Consider the following 22,256-nt stretch of genomic DNA (forward strand, 5'->3'; position numbering starts at 1 on the left):
CCGACGCGCACCGCCGGGCCTGGCACGCGGCCCCCGCCGCCGGCCCCGCGGTCGCCGCCGGCCCCGCGCCCGCCGCCGCGGCGCACCCCCTGACCCGCCTGACCGACGCCCTGCACGACGCCGACCCGAGGACGGACCGATGACCGACCCCACCGCCGAGCCGACCCCCCGCCCGGGGGACAGCCCCGAGGTGGCCGCCGTGTTCCGCCGCGCCCTGCACGACATGATCTGGCTGGTCGCCGGCGTCACCGTCGTCGGCGTGGCCGTGGGCTGGCTCGTCGCCGGCCTGCCCGGGGTGTGGGGCGCGCTGATCGGCGCCGCCATCGCCCTGGTGTTCTCGGGGACCACGACGCTGTCGATGCTCAAGACCGACACCGCCGCCCCGGGCCGGATGATGGCCGTTATCATGGGCACCTGGCTGGGCAAGCTCGTGGTCGTGATCGTGGTGCTCGCGGTCCTGCGAGGCATGGACTTCTACGACCGGTACGTGCTGGCCGTGGTGGTCGCGGTGGCCGTCATCGGGTCCGCGCTGCTCGACTACCGGGCGGTGTCGCGGGGCAGGGTGCCTTACGTGTCCCCTACAGGTGCTAGGCCCAAGGTCCCGAATGGGGACGAGCCGGACGGGTCCGGCCGTTCCGTAGGCTAGGCTTCCAGCCGAACCACCCACGACGGCCGGGTCCCGGCGCGGTGACCCGCACCTCGAGGCACCCGACGCCGCGAGCCTTCGACCTACAGGAGACTGCTCTGTCCAGCCTTGCGACGATCCTGCCGCTCGCTGCCGAAGGCGAGTCCGGGTTCCACAAGCCGTCGATCGCCGAGTTCTTCCCTCCCGCCATCTGGTTCGAGGGCACGATCTTCGAGATCAACCGCATCCAGGTCGTGCGCTTCGTCGCCGTCGCGGTGCTGCTGACCGTCATGGTCATCGCCGCGCGCCGGGCCCGCCTGGTGCCGCGCCGCGGCCAGAACATGGCCGAGATGCTGCTCGACTTCGTCCGGATCAACGTCGCCCAGGACATCCTCGGCAAGGAGAAGGCACCGAAGTACGTCGCGCTCCTGACGACGATCTTCTTCGCGATCTTCGCCTTCAACATCACGGGCGTGATCCCGTTCCTCAACATCGCGGGCACCTCGCTGATCGGCCTGCCCGTCATGCTGGCCCTCTGGGTCTACGTGATGTACCTGGGCGCCGGCGTCAAGGCGCACGGCGTGGGCGGGTTCCTCAAGACCAGCCTGTTCCCCCCGGGCGTGCCGTGGCCGCTGTACATCCTGCTGGCGCCGGTGGAGTTCCTGCAGGTGTTCGTCCTGCGGCCCGTCACGCTGGCGATCCGGCTCATGGCCAACATGGTCGCCGGGCACCTCATGCTGGTGCTCTGCTTCTCGGCCACCCAGTTCCTGCTGTTCGAGGCGAGCGGCGGCCTGAAGCCCTTCGGCGCGCTCACCCTCGCGGGCGGCTTCGCGATCACCCTGTTCGAGGTGTTCGTCGCCGCGCTGCAGGCCTACATCTTCGTCGTCCTGACGGCCGTGTACCTGAGCCAGTCCATCGAGGACGAGCACTGACCTGATCTGACCAGCACCACCCCACGAGGGCCGCGACGGGCCCTCGTCACCACACGACCGCCGTCCGACCGGCCGGCGGCCAAACGGAAGGAACGAGCACAGCGTGTCTCTTCTCGCGGACCCCAGCGTCATCCTTGCGGCCGAGAACGCCATCTCGGGCAACATCGCGACCGTCGGCTACGGCCTCGCGGTTCTCGGCCCGGGCATCGGCCTCGGCATCCTGATCGGCAAGACCGTCGAGGGCATGGCGCGCCAGCCCGAGGTCGCCGGCCAGCTCCGGACCACCATGTTCATCGGCATCGGCTTCGTCGAGGTGCTCGGCCTCCTCGGCCTGATCACCGGCTTCCTCTTCTCGTGATCGCAGCCGCGCTCCCCGCGGCGAGCGTCCTGGCCGCGGAGACCGAAGAGGTCGAGGGCTGGCGCCTGCTCATCCCCGCCGGCTACGACATCCTGTGGTCGTCGGTCGTGCTGATCGTGATCGGCGTCGTCTTCTACAAGCTCGTGCTGCCGAAGTTCCAGGCGGTGCTCGACGAGCGGACCGAGAAGATCGAGGGCGGGCTCGCGAAGGCCGCCAGCGCCCAGGAGGAGGCTGCCGCCGCGAAGGCGGAGTACGAGCAGCAGCTCCAGGACGCCCGCGCCGAGGCGGCGCGCATCCGCGAGGAGGCGCGCTCCGAGGCCGGCCAGATCGTCGCCGAGGCGCGCGAGAAGGCCTCGGCCGAGGCGTCGCGCATCGCCGAGACGGCCCAGCGCCAGATCGAGGCCGAGCGCCAGCAGGCCGCCGTGTCGCTCCGTGCGGACGTCGGCTCGCTGGCCACCGAGCTCGCGTCGAAGATCGTCGGCGAGTCGCTCGCGGACGAGGCGCGTCGTTCGCGCGTCGTCGAGCGGTTCCTGGACGAGCTGGACGCGCAGACCACCGCCACCGCGGGTAAGGGGAACTGATGCGAGGGACGAGCCGGGCGTCGCTGGCCGCCGCGGAGGGCCGGTTCGAGCCGGTGCTGCGGACGGCCGGCGCCGAGGGGCTGCTGCTCGGCGAGCAGCTGTTCGCGCTGGTCGACGCGCTGGACTCGTCCGGCTCGCTGCGGCGCACCCTCACCGACCCGTCGGCCGACGGCGAGGCGAAGGCCGCGCTCGTGGCCCGGCTGCTCGCCGGCGCCGACCCCCGCGTGGCCGAGGCCGCGCAGGGGCTGGTGCGGGCGCGGTGGTCCGAGGAGGACGACCTCGCCGACGCGACCGAGCACCTGGCCTTCTCGGCCGTGCTCGCGTCGGCGGAGGCGGACGGCACGATCGAGCAGGTCCAGGAGGAGCTGTTCCGGATCGGCCGCGCGCTCGCCGGGCAGCGCGAGGTGCGCCGCCGGCTGTACGACGACACGCTGCACGCCCAGGTGCGCGGCGAGCTCGTCGACCGGCTGACGGCCGGGACCGGTGCGACGGCGACCCGCGTGCTCGCGCGCCGGGCGGCCGTGGCGCCGCGCGGCCGCCGGTACGTCGCGACCCTCGGGCACCTCGGCGACCTGATCGCCGAGCGCCGGAGCCGCACGGTCGCCACGGTCACGACCGCGGCCGACCTGGGTCCCGCCCAGCGGGCGCGGCTCGCGGAGATCCTCGGCCGCGCCTACGGGCGCGAGATCCAGGTGCAGGTCCTGGTGGACCCGCACGTCCTGGGCGGCCTGCGCGTGCAGGTCGGCCCCGAGGTGATCGACGCGACCGTGCTCGCACGGCTGGCGGACGCACGCCGACGACTTGCCAGCTGACCGGGCCCGACGGCCCGACCCGACCACCCACGTGGGAGCGCACGCCGCGGGCGTGCTGCACGACAGGAGAGATGCCATGAGCGAGCTGCAGATCCGGCCGGAGGACATCCGCGCCGCGCTGGACAGCTTCGTCACGACGTACGAGCCCACCGGCGCCGCCGCCGAGGAGGTCGGGCGGGTCACCCTGGCCGGCGACGGGATCGCCCGGGTCGAGGGCCTGCCGGGCGCGATGGCCAACGAGCTGCTCCGCTTCGAGGACGGCACGCTGGGCCTCGCGCTCAACCTCGACGTCCGCGAGATCGGCGTCATCGTCCTCGGCGAGTTCACCGGCATCGAGGAGGGTCAGGAGGTCCGCCGCACGGGCGAGGTCCTGTCCGTCCCGGTGGGCGACGCCTTCCTCGGCCGCGTGGTCGACCCGCTGGGTCAGCCGATCGACGGCCTGGGCGAGATCGTCTCCGAGGGCCGCCGCGCGCTCGAGCTCCAGGCCCCGGGCGTCATGGCCCGCAAGTCGGTGCACGAGCCGCTGCAGACCGGCATCAAGGCGATCGACTCGATGATCCCGATCGGCCGCGGCCAGCGGCAGCTCGTCATCGGCGACCGCCAAACCGGCAAGACGGCCATCGCGATCGACACGATCCTCAACCAGAAGGCCAACTGGGAGACCGGCGACCCGGAGCAGCAGGTCCGCTGCATCTACGTCGCCATCGGCCAGAAGGGCTCCACCATCGCCGCCGTCCGCGGCGCCCTGGAGGAGGCCGGCGCCCTGGAGTACACGACGATCGTCGCGGCTCCGGCGTCCGACCCGGCCGGCTTCAAGTACCTCGCGCCCTACACCGGCTCGGCCATCGGCCAGCACTGGATGTACGGCGGCAAGCACGTCCTCATCGTGTTCGACGACCTGTCGAAGCAGGCCGAGGCGTACCGCGCCGTGTCCCTGCTGCTGCGCCGCCCGCCGGGCCGCGAGGCGTACCCGGGCGACGTGTTCTACCTGCACTCCCGCCTGCTGGAGCGTTGCGCGAAGCTGTCCGACGAGCTCGGTGGCGGCTCGATGACCGGCCTGCCGTTCATCGAGACCAAGGCCAACGACGTCTCGGCGTACATCCCGACCAACGTCATCTCCATCACGGACGGCCAGATCTTCCTGCAGTCCGACCTGTTCAACGCGGACCAGCGCCCCGCCGTCGACGTCGGCATCTCGGTGTCCCGCGTCGGTGGTGCCGCGCAGGTCAAGGCGATGAAGCAGGTCTCGGGCACGCTGAAGCTCGACCTGGCGCAGTACCGGTCGCTCGAGGCGTTCGCGATGTTCGCGTCCGACCTGGACGCCGCGTCCCGCGCGCAGCTGACCCGTGGCGCCCGCCTGATGGAGCTGCTCAAGCAGCCCCAGTACTCGCCGTTCCCGGTCGAGGAGCAGGTGGCGTCGATCTGGGCCGGCACCAAGGGCAAGCTGGACGACGTCCCGGTCGAGGACGTCCGCCGGTTCGAGTCCGAGCTGCTGGACCACCTGCGCCGCAACACGGACGTGCTCAGCACGATCGCGAGCACGGGCAAGCTCGGCGACGACCTGGAGGCCAAGCTCGCCTCCGCCGTCGACGAGTTCCGCCACGGCTTCCTCAAGGGCGACGGCACGCCGCTGGTCGGCGCCGAGCAGCCCGAGGACGAGACGCCGGTCGAGCAGGAGCAGATCGTCCGGCAGAAGAAGGCCTGACGCGTGGCCGGACAGCAGCGGGTCTACCGGCAGCGGATCAGGTCGACCCAGTCGCTGAAGAAGATGTTCCGCGCGCAGGAGCTGATCGCGGCGTCCCGGATCGGGCGCGCCCGCGACCGGATGGCGGCGGCGTCGCCGTACGCCCGGGCGATCACCCGGGCCGTCTCGGCGGTCGCGACGCACTCGGACGTCTCGCACCCGCTGCTGGCGGAGCGCGACGACACGAACCGCGTCGCCGTGCTGCTCATCGCGTCGGACCGCGGCATGGCGGGCGCCTACTCGGCGTCCGTCATCCGCGAGACCGAGCGGCTGGTCGAGCGGCTCGAGGGCGAGGGCAAGGAGGTCGCGCTGTACATCAGCGGCCGCCGCGCCGAGTCCTACTACCGGTTCCGGCAGCGTGAGCTGGCGGCGGTGTGGACCGGGCAGTCCGACGCCCCGACGTCCGAGCTGGCCGAGGAGATCGCGAGCACGCTGCTCGCGGCCTTCGACGCCGACCCGGCCGACGGCGGGGTGGGGGAGCTGCACATCGTGTCGACGCAGTTCGTCAACATGGTGAGCCAGCGCCCGCAGGTCATCCGGATGCTGCCGCTCGAGGTCGTCGAGGGCGTCGCCCCCGCCGGCGAGCACGAGGCGCTCCCGCTGTACGACTTCGAGCCCGACGCGGCCGAGGTGCTGGACGCGCTGCTCCCGCGGTACGTGCGCACCCGGATCTTCGCCTGCCTGCTGCAGGCGGCGGCGTCCGAGCTCGCGGCGCGGCAGCGCGCGATGCACACCGCGACGGAGAACGCCGAGGACCTCATCCGCACGTACACGCGGCTGGCGAACCAGGCCCGCCAGGCCGAGATCACCCAGGAGATCAGCGAGATCGTGTCGGGCGCCGACGCGCTCGCCTCCTGAACCGCCCGACCGCACGACCCGAACCAGCCCGCCGGACACCGGCGGACGACCGAAGGCAGGCAGACATGACCGCGACCACCGTCGACGCGAAGGACACCACGGCCACGCCCGGCGTGGGCCGCGTCGCCCGTGTGATCGGGCCCGTCGTGGACATCGAGTTCCCCGCGGACCAGATCCCGGACATCTACAACGCGCTGACCGTCCACATCGACCTGTCCTCGCAGGGCGAGGGCGAGGAGTCCGGCGGGTTCACGATGACGCTCGAGGTCGCGCAGCACCTCGGCGACTCGCTCGTCCGCGCCATCGCGCTGAAGCCGACCGACGGCCTCGTCCGCGGCGCCCAGGTCACCGACACCGGCGCGCCGATCTCGGTGCCCGTCGGCGACGTCACCAAGGGCCACGTGTTCAACGTGACCGGCGAGGTGCTCAACCTCGGCGAGGGCGAGAAGCTCGAGATCACCGAGCGCTGGCCGATCCACCGCAAGGCCCCGGCCTTCGACCAGCTCGAGTCGAAGACCCAGATGTTCGAGACCGGCATCAAGGTCATCGACCTGCTCACCCCGTACGTCCAGGGCGGCAAGATCGGCCTGTTCGGCGGCGCGGGCGTCGGCAAGACGGTCCTCATCCAGGAGATGATCCAGCGCGTCGCGCAGGACCACGGCGGTGTGTCGGTGTTCGCCGGCGTCGGCGAGCGCACCCGTGAGGGCAACGACCTCATCGTCGAGATGGAGGAGGCGGGCGTCTTCGACAAGACCGCCCTCGTCTTCGGCCAGATGGACGAGCCGCCGGGCACGCGTCTGCGCGTCGCCCTGTCGGCCCTGACGATGGCGGAGTACTTCCGCGACGTCGCCAAGCAGGACGTGCTGCTCTTCATCGACAACATCTTCCGGTTCACCCAGGCCGGCTCCGAGGTCTCCACGCTGCTCGGCCGCATGCCGTCCGCGGTGGGCTACCAGCCGAACCTCGCGGACGAGATGGGCCTCCTGCAGGAGCGCATCACCTCGACCCGCGGCCACTCGATCACCTCGCTGCAGGCGATCTACGTGCCGGCCGACGACTACACCGACCCGGCCCCGGCCACGACGTTCGCGCACCTCGACGCGACGACGGAGCTCTCCCGCGAGATCGCGTCCCGCGGTCTGTACCCCGCGGTGGACCCGCTGGCGTCGACGTCCCGCATCCTCGACCCGCGGTACGTGGGCCAGGAGCACTACGACGTCGCCACCCGCGTGAAGTCGATCCTGCAGCGCAACAAGGAGCTCCAGGACATCATCGCGATCCTCGGTGTCGACGAGCTGTCGGAGGAGGACAAGACTGTCGTCGCGCGCGCCCGCCGCATCCAGCAGTTCCTCTCGCAGAACACCTACATGGCGGAGAAGTTCACCGGCGTCGTGGGCTCCACGGTCCCGGTGTCCGAGACCGTCGAGGCGTTCGCGAAGATCGCCGACGGCGAGTTCGACCACATCGCCGAGCAGGCCTTCTTCAACATCGGCGGCCTCGAGGACCTCGAGCGCAACTGGGCCCGCATCCAGAAGGAGTACGGCGTCTGACGCAGGCGTCGCCCGCTCCACCCGCACCACCCTCGATCCACCCCCTTCCAGGAGGTTCTCGTCCCATGGCCCAGCTCGAGGTCGACCTCGTCGACACCGACGGCACCATCTGGTCCGGCGACGCGCGTCAGGTGAGCGCGCCCGCCTCGGACGGCGAGATCGGCATCCTGGCCGGGCACACCCCGGTCCTCTCCGTGCTCCGGCGCGGAGAGGTCCGGGTGATCGAGGCCGGCGGGTCCGTCCACCGGTGGACCGTCGAGGGGGGCTTCCTCTCCGTCGACGGCGACCAGGTGACCGTCGTCGTCGACGCGGCCGAGGCGGTGGCCTCCGGCACGTCCGGCCGCTGACGTCGGCGGGCAGGCCGTGACCGGGCACCAGATCGCGTTCCTCGCGCTGCTGCTCGTCGTGGCCGCGCTGGTGGTCGTGGGCCTCGGGCTGTCCCGGTGGAGCAGCCTCACCCGGCGGGTGGGGTCGTTCCGCTGCTCGCTGCGGGTCGGCTCCCGCTGGTCCCGCGGCATCGCGCACTACGGCGCCCGGCACCTGTACTGGTGGCGGCTGCGCTCGCTCGCCCCGCGCCCCGGCCAGGTCTGGCCGCGCGGCGGCATGGAGGTGCTGGAGCGCACCGCGGTGGACGCTACGGTGGTCGGCGGGCCGTACCTGGTCCGCTGCCGGGTGCCGGGCCCCGCCGGCGCCGAGGAGGTCGAGCTCCTCATGACGCCCGAGGCGTACGCCGGGCTGACGTCCTGGCTCGAGGCCGCCCCGCCGGTGCCGCACCACGTGATCTGACCGTCGTAAGGACTCCCATGCGCCTGCTCGTCGCGCGCTGCTCGGCCCGGTACAGCGGCCGGCTGAACGCGCACCTGCCCCTCGCGACCCGGTTGGTCGTGGTCAAGGCGGACGGCTCGGTGCTGCTGCACTCCGACGGCGGCTCGTACAAGCCGCTGAACTGGATGAGCCCGCCGTGCACGCTGCGCACCGAGGACGCCGCGGGCGAGGCGCTCGAGCGCGGCGTCGCCCAGGTGTGGACCGTGCAGCACACCAAGAGCGACGACCGGCTGGTCATCGAGGTGCACGAGGTGCTGCACGACTCCGACCACGACCTGGGCGTCGACCCCGGTCTGATCAAGGACGGCGTCGAGGCGCACCTGCAGGAGCTGATGGCCGCGCAGATCGACGTGCTCGGCGCGGGTCACACGCTGGTGCGCCGGGAGTTCCCGACCGCGATCGGCCCGGTCGACATCCTCGCGAAGGACGCCGCCGGCGCCACGGTGGCGGTCGAGATCAAGCGCCGCGGCGACATCGACGGCGTCGAGCAGCTGACCCGGTACCTGGAGCTGCTGAACCGCGACCCGCTGCTCGCGCCCGTGCGGGGCGTGTTCGCGGCGCAGGAGATCAAGCCGCAGGCGCGGGTGCTCGCGACGGACCGCGGGATCGCCTGCCTGGTGCTGGACTACGACGCGATGCGCGGCGTCGACGACGTGGACTCCCGGCTGTTCTGACGGGGTTCCCTCTCGAGTGGAGCGTTCTGCCGGGCACGCCGGGGCGTGTCGGGCGAGACACTCCACTCGTCGCCACTCCGGGGGCCCCGCGGGATGCCGGACGTGCGCCATGATGGGCCCGTGACCACCGCCGACACCGCCCCCGCCGACGTCGTCCTGCGCGGAGAGGTGGTGACGCCCTCCGAGGTCCTGCCCGACGGGGCCGTCGTGCTCGCCGAGGGCCGCATCGCCTGGGTCGGGCCCGCCGCGCAGGTGCCCGGGCGCTGGGCCGACGAGGTCCCGCCCGCGCCGGCCCCCGGGACGACCCTGCTCCCCGGGCTCGTCGACCTGCACGACCACGGCGGCGGCGGGTCGAGCTTCCCGGACGCGACGTCCCGCGACGAGGCCCTGGTCGCCGTCCGCGAGCACCTGCGGCACGGCACGACGAGCCTGGTCGCCTCGCTGGTCACCGCGCCCCGGGACGTGCTGCTGGCGCGCGCGGCGCTGCTCGCCGACCTGGTGGAGTCCGGCGACCTGGTCGGCGTCCACGCGGAGGGGCCGTTCCTGTCGGTCGACCGGTGCGGGGCGCAGAACCCGGCGGACATGCTGGCCGGCGACCCCGGGCTCGTCGCGGACCTGGTGGCCGCGGCGCGGGGGCACCTGGTGACGATGACGGTCGCCCCGGAGGTCCCGGGGGTGGCGGACGGCACGGGGGCCGCGGGGGCCGGCGACGGCGCGGACGTGCTGGCCGCGCTGGTGCGCGGGGGCGTCGTGCCGTCGATCGGGCACACGGACGCCGCGTCGGAGCAGGTGGACGTCGCGGTGCACCGGGCGCGGGCGCTGCTGACGGGCCGGGTCGGGGCGCCCGGGCGGTCGCCGCGGCCCACCGCCACGCACCTGTTCAACGGCATGCGCCCGCTGCACCACCGCGACCCCGGCCCGATCGCCGCGTGCCTGGCCGCCGCCGCGCGCGGGGACCTGGTGGTCGAGCTGGTCGCGGACGGCACCCACCTCGCGGACGGCACCGTGCGGGCCGTCTTCGACCTGGTCGGGCCCGGCTCGATCGCGCTGGTCACCGACGCGATGGCCGCCGCGGGCATGGCGGACGGCGACTACCGGCTCGGGCCGATGGCGGTCCGGGTGGGCGACGGGGTGGCGCGGATCCTGGGCGACGACGGCTCCGCCGGCGCGATCGCCGGCGGGACGGCGCACCTGCTCGACGTGGTGCGGACCGTGGTCGGCGCGGGGATCGGGCTGGTGGCGGCGGTGCGCGCCGCGGCGACGACTCCCGCGGAGGTCCTGGGTCGGCCCGACCTGGGCGCGCTGGCGGTCGGGCGGCGGGCGGACGTGGTCGTGACGGACGAGGACCTGGCGCCGGTCGCCGTGTACCGCGCGGGGCGACTGGTCACGGCCTGAGCGGGGCCGCGGGCCGGTCGCCCGGCCCGTGTGCCCACGCGGCCTACGCCTCCCGGCCCCGCCTACGCTTCCGGGCCCCGCCCACGGCGATCGCGTGCGGCCGCGCCGGAAGCCGTAGGCGGGCGCAGGCTCAGCCCGCGCGCGTCCCGGCGGGCGCCGTCACGCTGCCGTGGTCGGTGTAGGCGGGAGAGACCAGGCGGGTCTCCGCCGTGTCCTCGCCGGACAGGCGGGCCATCACCATCTCGACCGCGATCCGGCCGATCCGCTCGCCCGGCACCTCGATGAGCGACACCGGCACGGGCAGCCCCGCGGCCATCTCCGCCGGGCTGACGGCCACGATCGACAGGTCGTCCGGCACGCGCAGCCCGCGCTCGGCCGCCCGGGCCAGCAGCCCGCCGAGGGCCGCCTCGTTGTGCACGACGAGACCCGTGGTGCCCGGGTGCTGCGCGAGCACCGCGTCCAGCGCGGCGGCGCCGCCGGAGAAGGTCGGCTCGGCGGGCACGACCGCGGCCTCGACCCCGGCCGCGGCGGCCTGCTCCAGCACGCCCTGCCGCATGCGCACGGCGTAGTTGGCACGGTGGTCGAGCCGGTCCTGGGACGCCCCGACCAGGACGAGCCGGCGGTGGCCGTGCCCGGCGAGCTCGCGGACCGCCAGCCGACCCGCCCCCGCGAAGTCGAGGTCGACGCAGCTGAGCCCGGTGGTGTCGTCGGGGACGCCGATGAGGATGCTCGGCAGCGCCAGCGCGCGCAGCGCGGGGAGCCGGGCGTCCTCGGACTCGATGTCCATCACGATCAGGGCGTCGGCCGTCGAGCTCGCCGCGACCCGGTCGATGCCCTGGGCGTCGTCCTGGGTGAGCACGAGGACGTCGTGGTCGTGCTCGCGCGCGGTGGTCACGACGCCGCCGACGAACTGCATGATGATCTGCACGTTGATCCCCGGCCGGAACGGCACCATCAGGGCGATCACGTTGCTGCGGCTCGACGCCAGGGCCCGGGCGCCGGCGTGCGGGCGGTACCCGAGCTCGGCGATGGCGCGCTGCACCCGGTCGCGGGTGGGGCCGGAGATCGTGCGCTTGCCGCTCAGCACGTAGCTGACGGTCGACACGGACACCCCCGCCGCGCGGGCCACGTCCCCGATGGTCGCCATCCGCCCAGGGTAGTGGGGGTGCGGGGTCCCTCGGCGCAGGTCGGGGCGCGGGTGCGTGCCGGTGCCCGGACGGGCCGTGGCGGCGTGCACGGGCGAAGCGCTTCGCGGTGTGCAAGCGGTTCGACGTGGGTGGCGAGGGCGAGTGCGTTGCCGCCGTGATTCGTCCTACGTGTACCGCGCGTTCGTGCCGTTTGACGTCCGGCACGGCACGTCAGCTAGTATCGAAGCGATTCGACAAGAGTTGTGACCGTTTCGAGACCCGAGGGGCTGGACGCCCTCGCGATCCCGGGCCTACAGTGACGACCGCGCGAAGCGCTTCGACACCTCACGGACGAGGTGCCGCCGAGACACTCGAGGGAGAGGTCCGCACGACGATGGTGACGATGCAGGACGTGGCACGCCGGGCCGGCGTCGCGCTGTCCACCGTGTCGGCCACCCTGACCGGCGCCCGCCCCGTGTCCGCCGCGACCCGCGCCCGGGTCGAGTCCGTGATGGACGAGCTCGGCTACCGCCCCAACGCCCTGGCCCGCGGCCTGGCCACGCGCCGCAGCCGGGTGCTCGCGCTGACCTACCCCGTCGCCGACTCCGGCCTCAGCCGCACCTCCGCCGAGTTCGTGCTCAGCGCGGCCGCGGTGGCCCAGGAGCGCGGCTACCAGCTGGTGCTCTGGCCGTTCGCGGCCGAGGACGCCGACGGGGTGCTCGACGTCGCGCGCCGCGGGCTCGCCGACGGCGTGCTCGTCATGGAGGTGCACGCCTGGGACGCCCGGGTCGCCGCCCTCCGGGGGGCCGGGGTCCCGGTGACGCTGATCGGCCGGACCGCGGACGAGGCGGACCCCGAGGTGCCGACCGTGGACGTCGACTTCGCCGCCACGCTCGCCGACGCGGTCGCGCACCTCGCGGGGCTCGGCCACACCCGGATCGCGTTCGTGAACCACGCGGAGCACCGGCTCGCCGAGGGCCACGGCCCGACCGTGCGCGCCGCCGCGGCCTACACCGCCGAGATGCTGGCCCGCGGCCTCGACCCCGTGCAGGTGTACGCGGAGGAGTCCGTGGCGGGCGGCCGGGCCGCGCTGGCCGGGCTGCTCGACGCGACCCCGGCGCCCACGGCGGTCATCACCATGAACGAGGACGCGACGTTCGGCGTGGCCGCCGAGCTCGCCGTCCGCCGCGTGGCCGTGCCCGCGGAGCTGTCCGTGCTCGCGGTGGTGTCGTCCCCGGCGGTCGCCGGGCAGACGGTGCCGCCGCTCACGACGCTGCACGCCCCCGGCGCGCAGCTCGGGCGGGCGGGCGTCGACGCCCTGCTCGCCCTCCTCGGCACCGGCGAGGTGCCCGCCCCCGTCCTGGAGCCGTGCCGGCTCGTGGACCTGGGCAGCACCGGCCCGGCGCCGCGCGGCGCCGACGCGGGTGCGCTCGCCGGGGCACGACCCCCTAGACCGATCGACCACGGGGCGCCGGCGACCGCCGGACCCCGACCAGCACAGCAGGAACTCGACGAGGAGGACGTGTGATGGCATCTCAGCGGAAGCGGTACGTGGCCGGCGCCCTGCCGCTCGCCCTGGCGGCGTGCGGCGGAGACAGCAGCGGCGGGGGCGGTGGCTCGGACGGCGACACGCTGACCGTCTGGCACTACGAGAACGACGACTCGGCGATGGGCCAGGCGTGGGCCAAGGCCATCGAGATCTTCGAGGACGAGAACCCGGACGTCACGGTGAACGTCGAGAACCAGACGTTCGAGCAGATCCAGAAGAACGCGAAGATCTTCCTCACCGGCGACGACGTGCCGGACGTCATGGAGTACAACAAGGGCAACGCGACCGCGGGCCAGCTCGCCTCGCAGGGCCTCATCACCCCGCTGACCGAGGAGGCCGACTCCCGCGGCTGGGCGGACACCCTGCCCGACTCGATCCAGACGACGGCCATGTACGACGAGCAGGGCCTCATGGGCTCCGGCGACTGGTACGGGGTGCCGAACTACGGCGAGTTCGTCGGCGTCTACTACAACCAGGACATGCTGGACGCGCAGGGCATCGCGCAGCCGACGACGTTCGACGAGTTCGAGGCCGCGCTCGCCACGTTCAAGGCCGCCGGCATCACCCCGCTCGCCGAGGCCGGCGCGGAGTACCCGCTCGGCCAGCTCTGGTACGAGCTGGTGCTGCACTACGGCGACCGCGACCTCATCGACGACTACCAGCTGTTCGCCGACGACGTGGACTTCCAGAACGAGGCGTTCACGCAGGCGACCGAGAAGCTCGACGAGTGGATCAAGGCCGGCTACATCGCGTCCGACTCGGCCGCGCTGACCGCCGAGGACATGGGCGTGTCGTTCATCAACGGCACCTACCCGATCATGGTCTCCGGCTCCTGGTGGTTCGGCCGCCTGGTCGAGGAGATCCCGTTCACCTGGACCCAGGCCCTGTTCCCGGACAACACCATGCACCCGGGCTCCTCCGGCAACCTGTGGGTCGTCCCGGAGAACGCCGCCAACAAGGACCTGGCGTACGAGTTCATCGACATCACGCTGCGCCCCGAGGTGCAGGAGATCCTCGGCCAGAAGGGCGGCCTGCCGGTCGCCGGCGACTCCTCGTCGATCACGGACGAGAAGACCAAGGAGATGACCGAGAACTTCGAGTCGATCCTCGACGAGGACGGCCTGGCGTTCTACCCCGACTGGCCGGTCCCGGGCTACTACGACGTGATCGTCAGCGAGCTGCAGTCGCTGGTGAACCAGTCGAAGTCCCCGTCGGAGGTGCTGGACGGCCTGTCCACCGCCTACCAGGACGGCAAGACGGACCTGCTCGAGGGCTGAGTCCCCACCCCCTGCCCGGGCCGGCGGTGCACGCCGCCGGCCCGGGCGCCCCACCTCGCGAGGAGCCGCTTTGACCACCGTCGACCGCGCCGCGCCGCCGCAGGAGCCGCGCACCCGCGGCACCCGCCGCGGCCGCCGTTCGCGCGACTGGGTCGGGTACCTGCCCTACCTGCTGCCCGGCCTGATCGCCTTCACCGTCGTCATCCTGATCCCGTTCGGGATGAACATCTGGTACAGCCTGCACAAGTGGAAGGGCGGCAACGCCCCGCTGCGCTGGTACGGGCTCGGCAACTACACCGACCTGCTCGCGGACGAGCAGTTCTGGACGTCGTTCCGGAACTCGATCGCGATGATCCTCGCGATGGTGGTGGTGCCGACGCTGATCGGCCTGCTGCTCGCGACCACGCTGTTCGACGTGCTCGGCAAGCGGTTCGGCCCGCGCGTGGCCTCGGTGCTCCGCGCCACCTACTACCTGCCGCAGATCCTGCCGGTCGCCGTCGCCGGCGTGCTGTGGAACTGGATCCTCAACTCCCAGACCGGCGCGGTCAACGTGATCCTGCGGGAGATCGGCGTCGCGAACCCGCCCAACTGGCTGGGCTCGACGGACACCGCGCTGCCGACCGTCATGCTCGTGCTGATCTGGATCCAGATCGGCTACCCGGTCGTCATCTTCATGTCCGCGCTGCAGCGGGTCGACCCCGAGCTGTACGAGGCGGCGGAGCTCGACGGCGCCGGCTGGTGGCACCGGTTCCGCGCCATCACGATCCCGCAGATCAAGCCCGAGACGTTCGTCATCACGCTCACCTGCACCGTGGCCGCGCTCAAGGTGTTCGGCCCGATCTACGTGCTGACCCGCGGCGGCCCCGAGTCGTCGACGCTCGTGCCGTCGTACTACTCGTACCTGAACTTCTTCGACAAGTCGAAGGTCGGCTACGGCGCCGCGATCGCGAACGTCCTGACGGTCCTGATCATCCTGATCGCCGTCGTCATCATGGTGCTGCAGGCCCGCAGCGCCCGCCGTGAGGAGGAGGGTCGCTGATGGCCGCCCCGATCGAGACGCTGCCCGCCGGCACCGCCGTCGGCACGGGCCGCCCGGTCCGCCCGCCGCGCGCCAAGGCCACCGACACCGACCGCCGGCACCGCCGCGGCACCGCGCGCTGGTTCGTGCTCGCCGCCGCCGTCCTGGTCGCCGTGGTCATGCTCGTGCCGTTCGTCATCATGGTGCTGAACGCGTTCAAGGCGCCGGCGGACTACTCGCAGAACGGCCCGCTGTCCTGGCCGGCGGAGTTCTACACCGAGGGCCTGCGCAACTTCTGGACGCGGGTCAACTTCCCCGAGAAGCTGGTCAACTCCGTCTGGATCTCGGGCGCGGTCGCGCTCTTCGCCGTCGTGCTGTCGCTGTTCAGCGCGTACGCGCTCGGCGTCGGCCGGGTCAGGGGCCGGATGTGGATCGTCACGCTGTTCCTGCTCGCGAACATGCTGCCGCAGGAGGTGCTGGTCTACCCGCTGTTCCAGATGGCGCAGGAGGTGGGCCTGTCCAACAACCAGTGGTCGGTCATCATCATCTTCACGGTCATCCAGGCCGCGTTCGGCACGTACCTGCTGTCCTCGGTGCTCGGCACGTTCCCGAAGGCGCTGCTCGAGGCGGCGTCCCTGGACGGCGCGGGCCGGTGGCGGACGTTGTGGGGCGTCGTGTTCCCCGTGGTCCGGCCGACGCTCAGCGTCCTGCTGATCTTCTTCTTCATCTGGACGTGGAACGAGTTCTTCATCCCGCTGGTCATGCTCACGACCAACGCCACCCAGACGATCCCGGTGGCCCTCGCCTCGCTGCAGGGCGACCGCATGATGGACGCCCCCACGACCAACGCGGGCGCCCTCGTCTCGATGATCCCGGCGATCGTCTTCTTCCTCATCTTCCAGCGCACACTGACCCGCGGGATCACCGCGGGCGCGGTCAAGTAAGGCAAGGGCAGCACCCATGAAGTTCACCGACGGCTACTGGCAGACCCTCCCCGGCGTCACGGTCCAGCGCCCGCGCGCGGTCGACGAGGTCGTGCTCGGCGAGCGGACGCTCACCGCGTACGCCGGCACCGGCCGCCTCGCCACCCGCGGCGACACCCTCAACCACCCGCTCATCACGATCACCCTCGACTCGCCCGCCGAGGGGGTGCTCGGCGTGACGATCGAGCACCACCAGGGCGGCGTCGACCACGGGCCCGCGTTCGGGCTCGCCGACGCGGCGCCGCACGTGGTCGTCGCCGGGCCGACCGACGACGACCCCCGCGCGTCCCTGACCACCGGCAACCTCACCGCCCGGGTGTCGACGACGGGGGAGTGGGCGCTCGACGTCGAGGTCGACGGCCGGGTCGTCACCGGCGCCACCTCCCGCGGCGTGGGCGTGGTCACCGACGCGGAGGGCCGGCCGTTCGTCCGCGAGCAGCTCGGCCTCGGCGTGGGCGACCACGTCTACGGCCTGGGCGAGCGGTTCACCCCGTTCGTGAAGAACGGCCAGACCGTCGACATCTGGAACGCGGACGGCGGCACGTCCTCGGAGCAGTCGTACAAGAACGTGCCGTTCTACCTGACCGATGCCGGCTACGGCGTGTTCGTCGACCACCCCGGACACGTCTCGTTCGAGATCGGCTCCGAGGTCGTGTCCCGGACCCAGTTCAGCGTCGCCGGCCAGCGGCTGCGCTACTACGTCATCGCGGGCCCGGAGCCCAAGGACGTGCTGCGCCGGTACACCGCGCTCACCGGCCGCCCGGCCGCCGTGCCGGACTGGTCGTACGGCCTGTGGCTGTCGACGTCGTTCACCACGGACTACGACGAGGCCACCGTCATGTCGTTCATCGACGGCATGGCCGAGCGCGGCCTGCCGCTGTCGGTGTTCCACTTCGACTGCTTCTGGATGCGCCGGTTCCACTGGTGCGACTTCGTGTGGGACCCGGCGACGTTCCCGGACCCCGAGGGCCTGCTTTCCCGGCTGCACGAGCGCGACCTGCAGGTGTGCGTCTGGATCAACCCGTACATCGCCCAGCGCTCGCACCTGTTCGCCGAGGGCGCCGAGCTCGGCTACCTGGTGAAGCGCGCCGACGGCTCGGTCTGGCAGTGGGACATGTGGCAGGCCGGCATGGGCCTGGTCGACTTCACCAACCCCGAGGCCACCGCCTGGTTCAAGGGCAAGCTGCGGGCCCTGCTCGACATGGGCGTCGACTGCTTCAAGACCGACTTCGGCGAGCGGATCCCGACGGACGTCGTCTGGCACGACGGCTCGGACCCCGAGCGGATGCACAACTACTACACGCACCTGTACAACAAGGCCGTCTTCGAGCTGCTCGAGGAGGTCAAGGGCGAGGGCGAGGCCGTGCTGTTCGCGCGGTCGGCCACCGCCGGCGGCCAGCAGTTCCCCGTGCACTGGGGCGGCGACTGCGAGTCGACGTTCGTGTCCATGGCGGAGTCGCTGCGCGGCGGGCTGTCGCTGGCGTCGTCCGGGTTCGGCTACTGGTCGCACGACATCGGCGGCTTCGAGGGCACGCCGGACGCCGCGGTGTTCAAGCGCTGGCTCGCGTTCGGACTGCTGTCCTCGCACTCCCGGCTGCACGGCTCGTCGTCGTACCGGGTGCCGTGGGCGTTCGACGAGGAGTCGGTCAAGGTCACGCAACGGTTCACCGAGCTCAAGCTGTCGCTGATGCCGTACCTGTCGGCGGTGGGCCGCGAGGCGCACACCGACGGCCTGCCGGTCATGCGGCCGCTGTTCCTCGAGTTCCCCGACGACCCGGGCGCCGCGACGGTCGACACCCAGTACGCGCTGGGGTCGTCGCTGCTGGTCGCGCCCGTGTTCACCGCGGAGGGCGACGTGGACGTCTACGTGCCCGAGGGGGAGTGGACGTCGCTGCTCGACGGCTCGACGGTGTCCGGCCCGCGGTGGCACCGGCAGCGGCACGGGTTCGACTCGCTGCCCGTGCTGGTCCGGCCCGGCACGCTGCTGCCGGTCGGCGCGCGCACCGACCGCCCGGACTACGACCACGCCGACGGCGTCACGCTCCGGGTGTTCGGCCTGGCGGACGGCGCCGAGGCGCGGACCACGGTCCGCGGGAAGGCAGGGGACGTCGAGTTCGTGGCGCGGCGCTCGGGGTCGACGGTCGTGGTCGAGGCCACGGGCGCGGTCCCGACGACGTGGCAGGTCGCGGCGGCCCTGGGCACGCCGCAGGCGGCCGAGGGCCCGCGCGCGGAGCTGACCCTCTCCGCCTGACCCGCCCCGGGCGGCAGCGTCGCCGAGTCTCCATCTCACGCCTGTGTCCGCCCCGCGCGACACAGTCCGACATCGGAGACTCGGCGACGCTGACCGCGTCAGCGGAGCGGCGCGCGGGCGATGCCGGGATCAGGGCGCGCGGGAGCGCTCCCATGGTCGTGTATCGTATCGATTCGACATCGCCGTCCCGCGGCTCACCCACCTGAACCGAGGAAGCTCCTGATGACCACATCCCGCCCCTCCGGGCGCACGTTCCCCGCCGACTTCCTCTGGGGGTCCGCCACCGCCGCGTACCAGATCGAGGGGGCCGCCACCGAGGGCGGCCGCGCGCCGTCCATCTGGGACACGTTCTCCGCGCGCCCGGGCGCCGTGCTCAACGGCGACACCGGCGCCGTCGCCGCCGACCACTACCACCGGGTCCCCGAGGACGTCGCGCTCATGCAGTCCCTCGGCCTGCAGGCCTACCGGCTGTCGATCGCCTGGCCGCGCGTGCAGCCGACCGGGTCGGGGGAGTGGAACGCCGAGGGGCTGGCGTTCTACACCGACCTCGTCGACCGGCTGATCGCCGCCGGCATCAAGCCGGTCGTCACGCTCTACCACTGGGACCTGCCGCAGGCCCTGGAGGACGAGGGCGGCTGGACGAACCGCGAGACCGCCTACCGGTTCGCCGACTACGCCCGCAAGCTCGCCGAGGTGCTGGGCGACAAGGTGACGGTGTGGACCACGCTCAACGAGCCGTGGTGCTCCGCGTACCTGGGCTACGCCTCCGGCGTGCACGCCCCGGGCCGCACCGAGCAGGGCGCCTCGCTCGCCGCCGTGCACCACCTCAACCTCGCGCACGGCCTCGCGGCCCTCGCGATCCGGGAGGTGCTGGGCGACGCCGCGCAGGTGTCGATCACGCTCAACCTGCACGTGACCCGCGCCGCGTCCGACGCACCCGAGGACGTCGAGGCGAAGCGCCAGGTCGACACCGTCGCCAACGAGGTGTTCCTGCAGCCGCTGCTCGAGGGCCGGTACCCCGAGAACGTGTTCGCCCAGACGGCCGCCGTGTCCGACTGGTCGTTCGTGCAGGACGGCGACCTGGAGCTCATCCGGCAGCCGATCGACCTGCTCGGCATCAACTACTACTCGACGGGCCGGGTGCAGCGGCTGCACGGCGAGCCGGTCGTCGGCGACGGCAGCCCCGGCGTCGACGGGCACAAGTCGTCGGTGGTCAGCCCGTGGGTGGGCTGCGACGACGTCGAGTGGCTGCCGCAGCCGGGCCCGCACACCGCGATGGGCTGGAACATCGAGCCCCAGGGCCTGACCGACCTCCTGCTCGAGATGCACGAGCGGTACCCGTCGATCCCGCTGGCCGTCACCGAGAACGGCGCGGCGTTCGCCGACGAGGTGTCCGCCGACGGCCGGGTGCACGACCTCGACCGCGTCGAGTACCTGCACGACCACATCGACGCCGTCGGCGCCGCGATCGACGCCGGCGCGGACGTGCGCGGCTACTTCGTGTGGTCGCTGATGGACAACTTCGAGTGGGCGTACGGGTACGACCGCCGGTTCGGCATCGTGCGGGTCGACTACGACACGCTCGAGCGGACGCTCAAGGACTCGGCGCTCTGGTACCGGGACCTCGTCGCCACGCGGACGATCGCGCCCGCGGAGTCGGCGGCCGGGCTGTCCTGACGCCGGTCCGGGCCTCGCCCGGGACCGCACGCACGCCGGAGGACAATCGGGGACGTGCCGTCCTCCCGCCGCTCCGGCAAGCGCCCCTACGCCGCCGAGCACGTCCCGCTCGACCTCGATTGGGTGCGCGGCGGCCGCACGTCCGAGGAGGCGGCCGACGGCGCGTGGACCGTGCAGCGCGTCGGCGGGTCCGACCGCACGTTCCGCTGCCCGGGCTGCGACCAGGAGATCGCGCCGGGCACGCCGCACATCGTCGCCTGGCGGTCGGACGGGCTGTTCGGCGCCGACTCCGCGCTGGCCGACCGCCGGCACTGGCACTCCGCGTGCTGGTCGGCGCGGCACCGGCGGGGACCGACGCGGCGCTGACCACCCGGACTACGCTCGACCGCGATGACCACCGCAGCCGCACCCACGCCCATCCGGTCGCTGACCGTCCTGCCCGCGCACCGGGAGGAGGTCGAACTGCACACCGCCGACGGCCTCACGCTCGTCGGCGAGCTGGCGCTCCCGGTCGACGCCGACGGCACCCCGCGCACCCCCGCGGCCACGCTCGTGACGCTGCACCCGCTGCCGACGCACGGCGGCTACATGGACTCGCACGTGCTGCGGAAGGCCGCCTGGCGGCTGCCGGCGCTCGCCGACGTCGCGGTCCTGCGGTTCAACACCCGCGGGACGTCCAGCCCTCGCGGGACCAGCGAGGGCGCGTTCGACGGCGGCGTGGCGGAGAAGTTCGACGTGCACGCCGCGATCGAGCTCGCCGAGTTCCGCGACCTGCCGCACCCGTGGCTCGTCGGCTGGTCCTTCGGCACCGAGCTCGCGCTCATGCACGGCCTCGACCCCGCCGTCGAGGGCGCCGTCCTGCTGTCGCCGCCGCTGCACCGGGCGACCGACGCGGACCTGGACGCCTGGGACGCCGACGGCAAGCCGCTGGTCGTGCTGGTCCCCGAGCACGACGACTACCTGCGCCCCGCCGAGGCCCGCGAGCGGTTCGCCCGGGTGCACCAGGCGGAGGTGATCGGCGTCGACGGCGCCAAGCACCTGTGGGTCGGGGAGCCGTACGTGCGGCGCGTGCTCGACGAGATCGTCCGGCACGTGCGCCCGGGCCTGCCGGTGCCGCTGCCGACCACCTGGGACGGGCCGAGCGAGCAGGCCGAGGCGCCCGCCGTCCCGCAGTCGCCCGACGGCGAGGCGTTCGCCGGATCCGACCAGGAGGACGCATGACCGCCACCGTCACGCTGCACGCGCTGCGACCCGGCACGGGGCTGCCGCTCGTCCTGCTGCACGCCTTCCCGCTCGACTCCCGGATGTGGGACGACGTCGCCCCGCTGCTGGACGGCCCGGTCCTGGCGGTCGACCTGCCCGGGCTGGGCGCGGCCCAGGGGGTCGCGCTGCCGGAGCCGTCGCTCGAGGCCGCGGCGGACGCGGTGGCGGCCGTCCTCGCCGAGGCGGGGCACCGGGGCGCGGTCGTCGCGGGGCTGTCGATGGGCGGCTACGTCGCCCTCGCGCTGGCCGAGCGGCACCCCGGGCTCGTCGCCGGGCTGGGGCTGCTGGACACCAAGGCGACCGCCGACACCGACGAGGCCCGCGCGAACCGGCTGCGGGTCGCCGACGCCGTGGAGTCGAGCGGCACCGTCGACGAGGTGCTGCCCATGGCCACCGCGCTGCTCGGCGCGGCGTCCCGGGAGCGGCCCGAGCTCGTCGCGCGGCTGGAGGCGCTGATCGGCGCGCAGCCGCCCGCCGGGGTGGCCTGGTCGCAGCGCGCGATGGCCGCGCGGCCGGACCGCACCGCGGTGCTCGCGGGGTTCCGCGGGCCGGCGCTCGTGCTCGTGGGCGACGAGGACCAGCCGACGCCGGTCGCCGAGGCGCGGGGGATGGCGGCGGCGCTCGGCGTCGAGGCCGTGGTCGTGCCGGGCGCCGGGCACCTCACCGCCGTCGAGGCGCCGGGCGCGGTCGCGGCCGCGCTGGGGGAGCTGCTGGGGCGCGCACGGGGCTGGGCCCGGCGCCGGCCGGGTAAGTCGGG

At 73.2% G+C, this 22,256-nt stretch carries 22 protein-coding genes; 21 read left to right on the top strand and 1 reads right to left on the bottom strand.

Features of this window, described 5'->3' with window-relative positions:
- Window positions 1–139 precede the first annotated feature (139 nt).
- The 12 genes from KVT14_RS17785 to KVT14_RS17840 all read left to right on the top strand — a co-directional run bounded on the left by KVT14_RS17785 (window position 140) and on the right by KVT14_RS17840 (window position 10,354).
- Window positions 140–646, top strand: coding sequence for a hypothetical protein (locus KVT14_RS17785; RefSeq protein ID WP_254631206.1), 507 nt, complete (start codon window positions 140–142; stop codon window positions 644–646).
- Between the two features lie 119 nt (window positions 647–765).
- A complete protein-coding gene (atpB, locus tag KVT14_RS17790; protein ID WP_158375637.1) occupies window positions 766–1,557 on the top strand; it encodes a F0F1 ATP synthase subunit A in 792 nt (263 codons plus the stop codon).
- 103 nt (window positions 1,558–1,660) lie between these two features.
- Window positions 1,661–1,915, top strand: a complete 255-nt coding sequence (gene atpE, locus KVT14_RS17795) for an ATP synthase F0 subunit C (protein WP_276509384.1) — start codon at window positions 1,661–1,663, stop codon at window positions 1,913–1,915.
- Window positions 1,912–2,496, top strand: coding sequence for a F0F1 ATP synthase subunit B (locus KVT14_RS17800; protein ID WP_217616888.1), 585 nt, complete (start codon window positions 1,912–1,914; stop codon window positions 2,494–2,496). The genes atpE and KVT14_RS17800 overlap by 4 nt, the downstream gene beginning before the upstream one ends.
- Entirely contained in the window at window positions 2,496–3,308 is an 813-nt protein-coding gene (locus tag KVT14_RS17805; RefSeq protein WP_217616889.1) for a F0F1 ATP synthase subunit delta, read from the top strand. The genes KVT14_RS17800 and KVT14_RS17805 overlap by 1 nt, the downstream gene beginning before the upstream one ends.
- Before the next feature lie 76 nt (window positions 3,309–3,384).
- Window positions 3,385–5,013 (top strand): F0F1 ATP synthase subunit alpha, encoded by a 1,629-nt coding sequence (gene atpA, locus KVT14_RS17810; RefSeq protein WP_217616890.1) that lies wholly within the window; start codon window positions 3,385–3,387, stop codon window positions 5,011–5,013.
- 3 nt (window positions 5,014–5,016) lie between these two features.
- Window positions 5,017–5,910: a F0F1 ATP synthase subunit gamma gene (locus tag KVT14_RS17815; protein ID WP_217616891.1), complete on the top strand. Its 894-nt coding sequence runs from the start codon at window positions 5,017–5,019 to the stop codon at window positions 5,908–5,910.
- A gap of 65 nt (window positions 5,911–5,975) precedes the next feature.
- Complete coding sequence (atpD, locus tag KVT14_RS17820) at window positions 5,976–7,460, top strand: F0F1 ATP synthase subunit beta (protein ID WP_166939050.1); 1,485 nt, start codon at window positions 5,976–5,978, stop codon at window positions 7,458–7,460.
- A 65-nt stretch (window positions 7,461–7,525) separates the two neighbouring features.
- Window positions 7,526–7,807 (top strand): F0F1 ATP synthase subunit epsilon, encoded by a 282-nt coding sequence (locus KVT14_RS17825; RefSeq protein WP_158375591.1) that lies wholly within the window; start codon window positions 7,526–7,528, stop codon window positions 7,805–7,807.
- Window positions 7,808–7,823: 16 nt separating this feature from the next.
- Window positions 7,824–8,246, top strand: coding sequence for a DUF2550 domain-containing protein (locus tag KVT14_RS17830; RefSeq protein WP_217616892.1), 423 nt, complete (start codon window positions 7,824–7,826; stop codon window positions 8,244–8,246).
- Between the two features lie 17 nt (window positions 8,247–8,263).
- Entirely contained in the window at window positions 8,264–8,959 is a 696-nt protein-coding gene (gene nucS / locus KVT14_RS17835; RefSeq protein ID WP_147795958.1) for an endonuclease NucS, read from the top strand.
- A 93-nt stretch (window positions 8,960–9,052) separates the two neighbouring features.
- Complete coding sequence (locus KVT14_RS17840) at window positions 9,053–10,354, top strand: N-acetylglucosamine-6-phosphate deacetylase (protein ID WP_217616893.1); 1,302 nt, start codon at window positions 9,053–9,055, stop codon at window positions 10,352–10,354.
- A 130-nt stretch (window positions 10,355–10,484) separates the two neighbouring features.
- Here KVT14_RS17840 and KVT14_RS17845 read toward each other — a convergent pair whose 3' ends face one another.
- The gene (locus KVT14_RS17845; protein WP_217616894.1) at window positions 10,485–11,501 is read right to left on the bottom strand and encodes a LacI family DNA-binding transcriptional regulator; all 1,017 of its coding nucleotides are present in this window, start codon (window positions 11,499–11,501) and stop codon (window positions 10,485–10,487) included.
- Between the two features lie 383 nt (window positions 11,502–11,884).
- On the opposite strand from KVT14_RS17845, the gene KVT14_RS17850 reads away from it, so the two are divergent.
- From KVT14_RS17850 to KVT14_RS17890, 9 genes are all read left to right on the top strand, one after another.
- Window positions 11,885–13,009 (top strand): LacI family DNA-binding transcriptional regulator, encoded by a 1,125-nt coding sequence (locus KVT14_RS17850; RefSeq protein WP_217616895.1) that lies wholly within the window; start codon window positions 11,885–11,887, stop codon window positions 13,007–13,009.
- Entirely contained in the window at window positions 13,009–14,307 is a 1,299-nt protein-coding gene (locus KVT14_RS17855) for an ABC transporter substrate-binding protein (RefSeq protein ID WP_217616896.1), read from the top strand. The genes KVT14_RS17850 and KVT14_RS17855 overlap by 1 nt, the downstream gene beginning before the upstream one ends.
- A 70-nt stretch (window positions 14,308–14,377) precedes the next feature.
- Window positions 14,378–15,346: a carbohydrate ABC transporter permease gene (locus tag KVT14_RS17860; RefSeq protein ID WP_254631208.1), complete on the top strand. Its 969-nt coding sequence runs from the start codon at window positions 14,378–14,380 to the stop codon at window positions 15,344–15,346.
- Window positions 15,346–16,269, top strand: coding sequence for a carbohydrate ABC transporter permease (locus KVT14_RS17865; RefSeq protein WP_217616897.1), 924 nt, complete (start codon window positions 15,346–15,348; stop codon window positions 16,267–16,269). The genes KVT14_RS17860 and KVT14_RS17865 overlap by 1 nt, the downstream gene beginning before the upstream one ends.
- Window positions 16,270–16,285: 16 nt before the next feature.
- Entirely contained in the window at window positions 16,286–18,559 is a 2,274-nt protein-coding gene (gene yicI / locus KVT14_RS17870; protein ID WP_217616898.1) for an alpha-xylosidase, read from the top strand.
- 222 nt (window positions 18,560–18,781) lie between these two features.
- Entirely contained in the window at window positions 18,782–20,236 is a 1,455-nt protein-coding gene (locus KVT14_RS17875) for a glycoside hydrolase family 1 protein (RefSeq protein WP_217616899.1), read from the top strand.
- A 54-nt stretch (window positions 20,237–20,290) separates the two neighbouring features.
- Complete coding sequence (locus KVT14_RS17880) at window positions 20,291–20,602, top strand: hypothetical protein (protein WP_217616900.1); 312 nt, start codon at window positions 20,291–20,293, stop codon at window positions 20,600–20,602.
- A 24-nt stretch (window positions 20,603–20,626) separates the two neighbouring features.
- A complete protein-coding gene (locus KVT14_RS17885) occupies window positions 20,627–21,457 on the top strand; it encodes an alpha/beta hydrolase (RefSeq protein WP_217616901.1) in 831 nt (276 codons plus the stop codon).
- A partial coding sequence (locus tag KVT14_RS17890; RefSeq protein WP_217616902.1) for an alpha/beta fold hydrolase occupies window positions 21,454–22,256 on the top strand: 803 nt, incomplete at its 3' end. The genes KVT14_RS17885 and KVT14_RS17890, both read left to right, overlap by 4 nt.

The sequence above is a fragment of the Cellulomonas sp. GbtcB1 genome (assembly GCF_019091725.1).
In the GTDB taxonomy this organism is placed as follows: Bacteria; Actinomycetota; Actinomycetes; order Actinomycetales; family Cellulomonadaceae; genus Cellulomonas.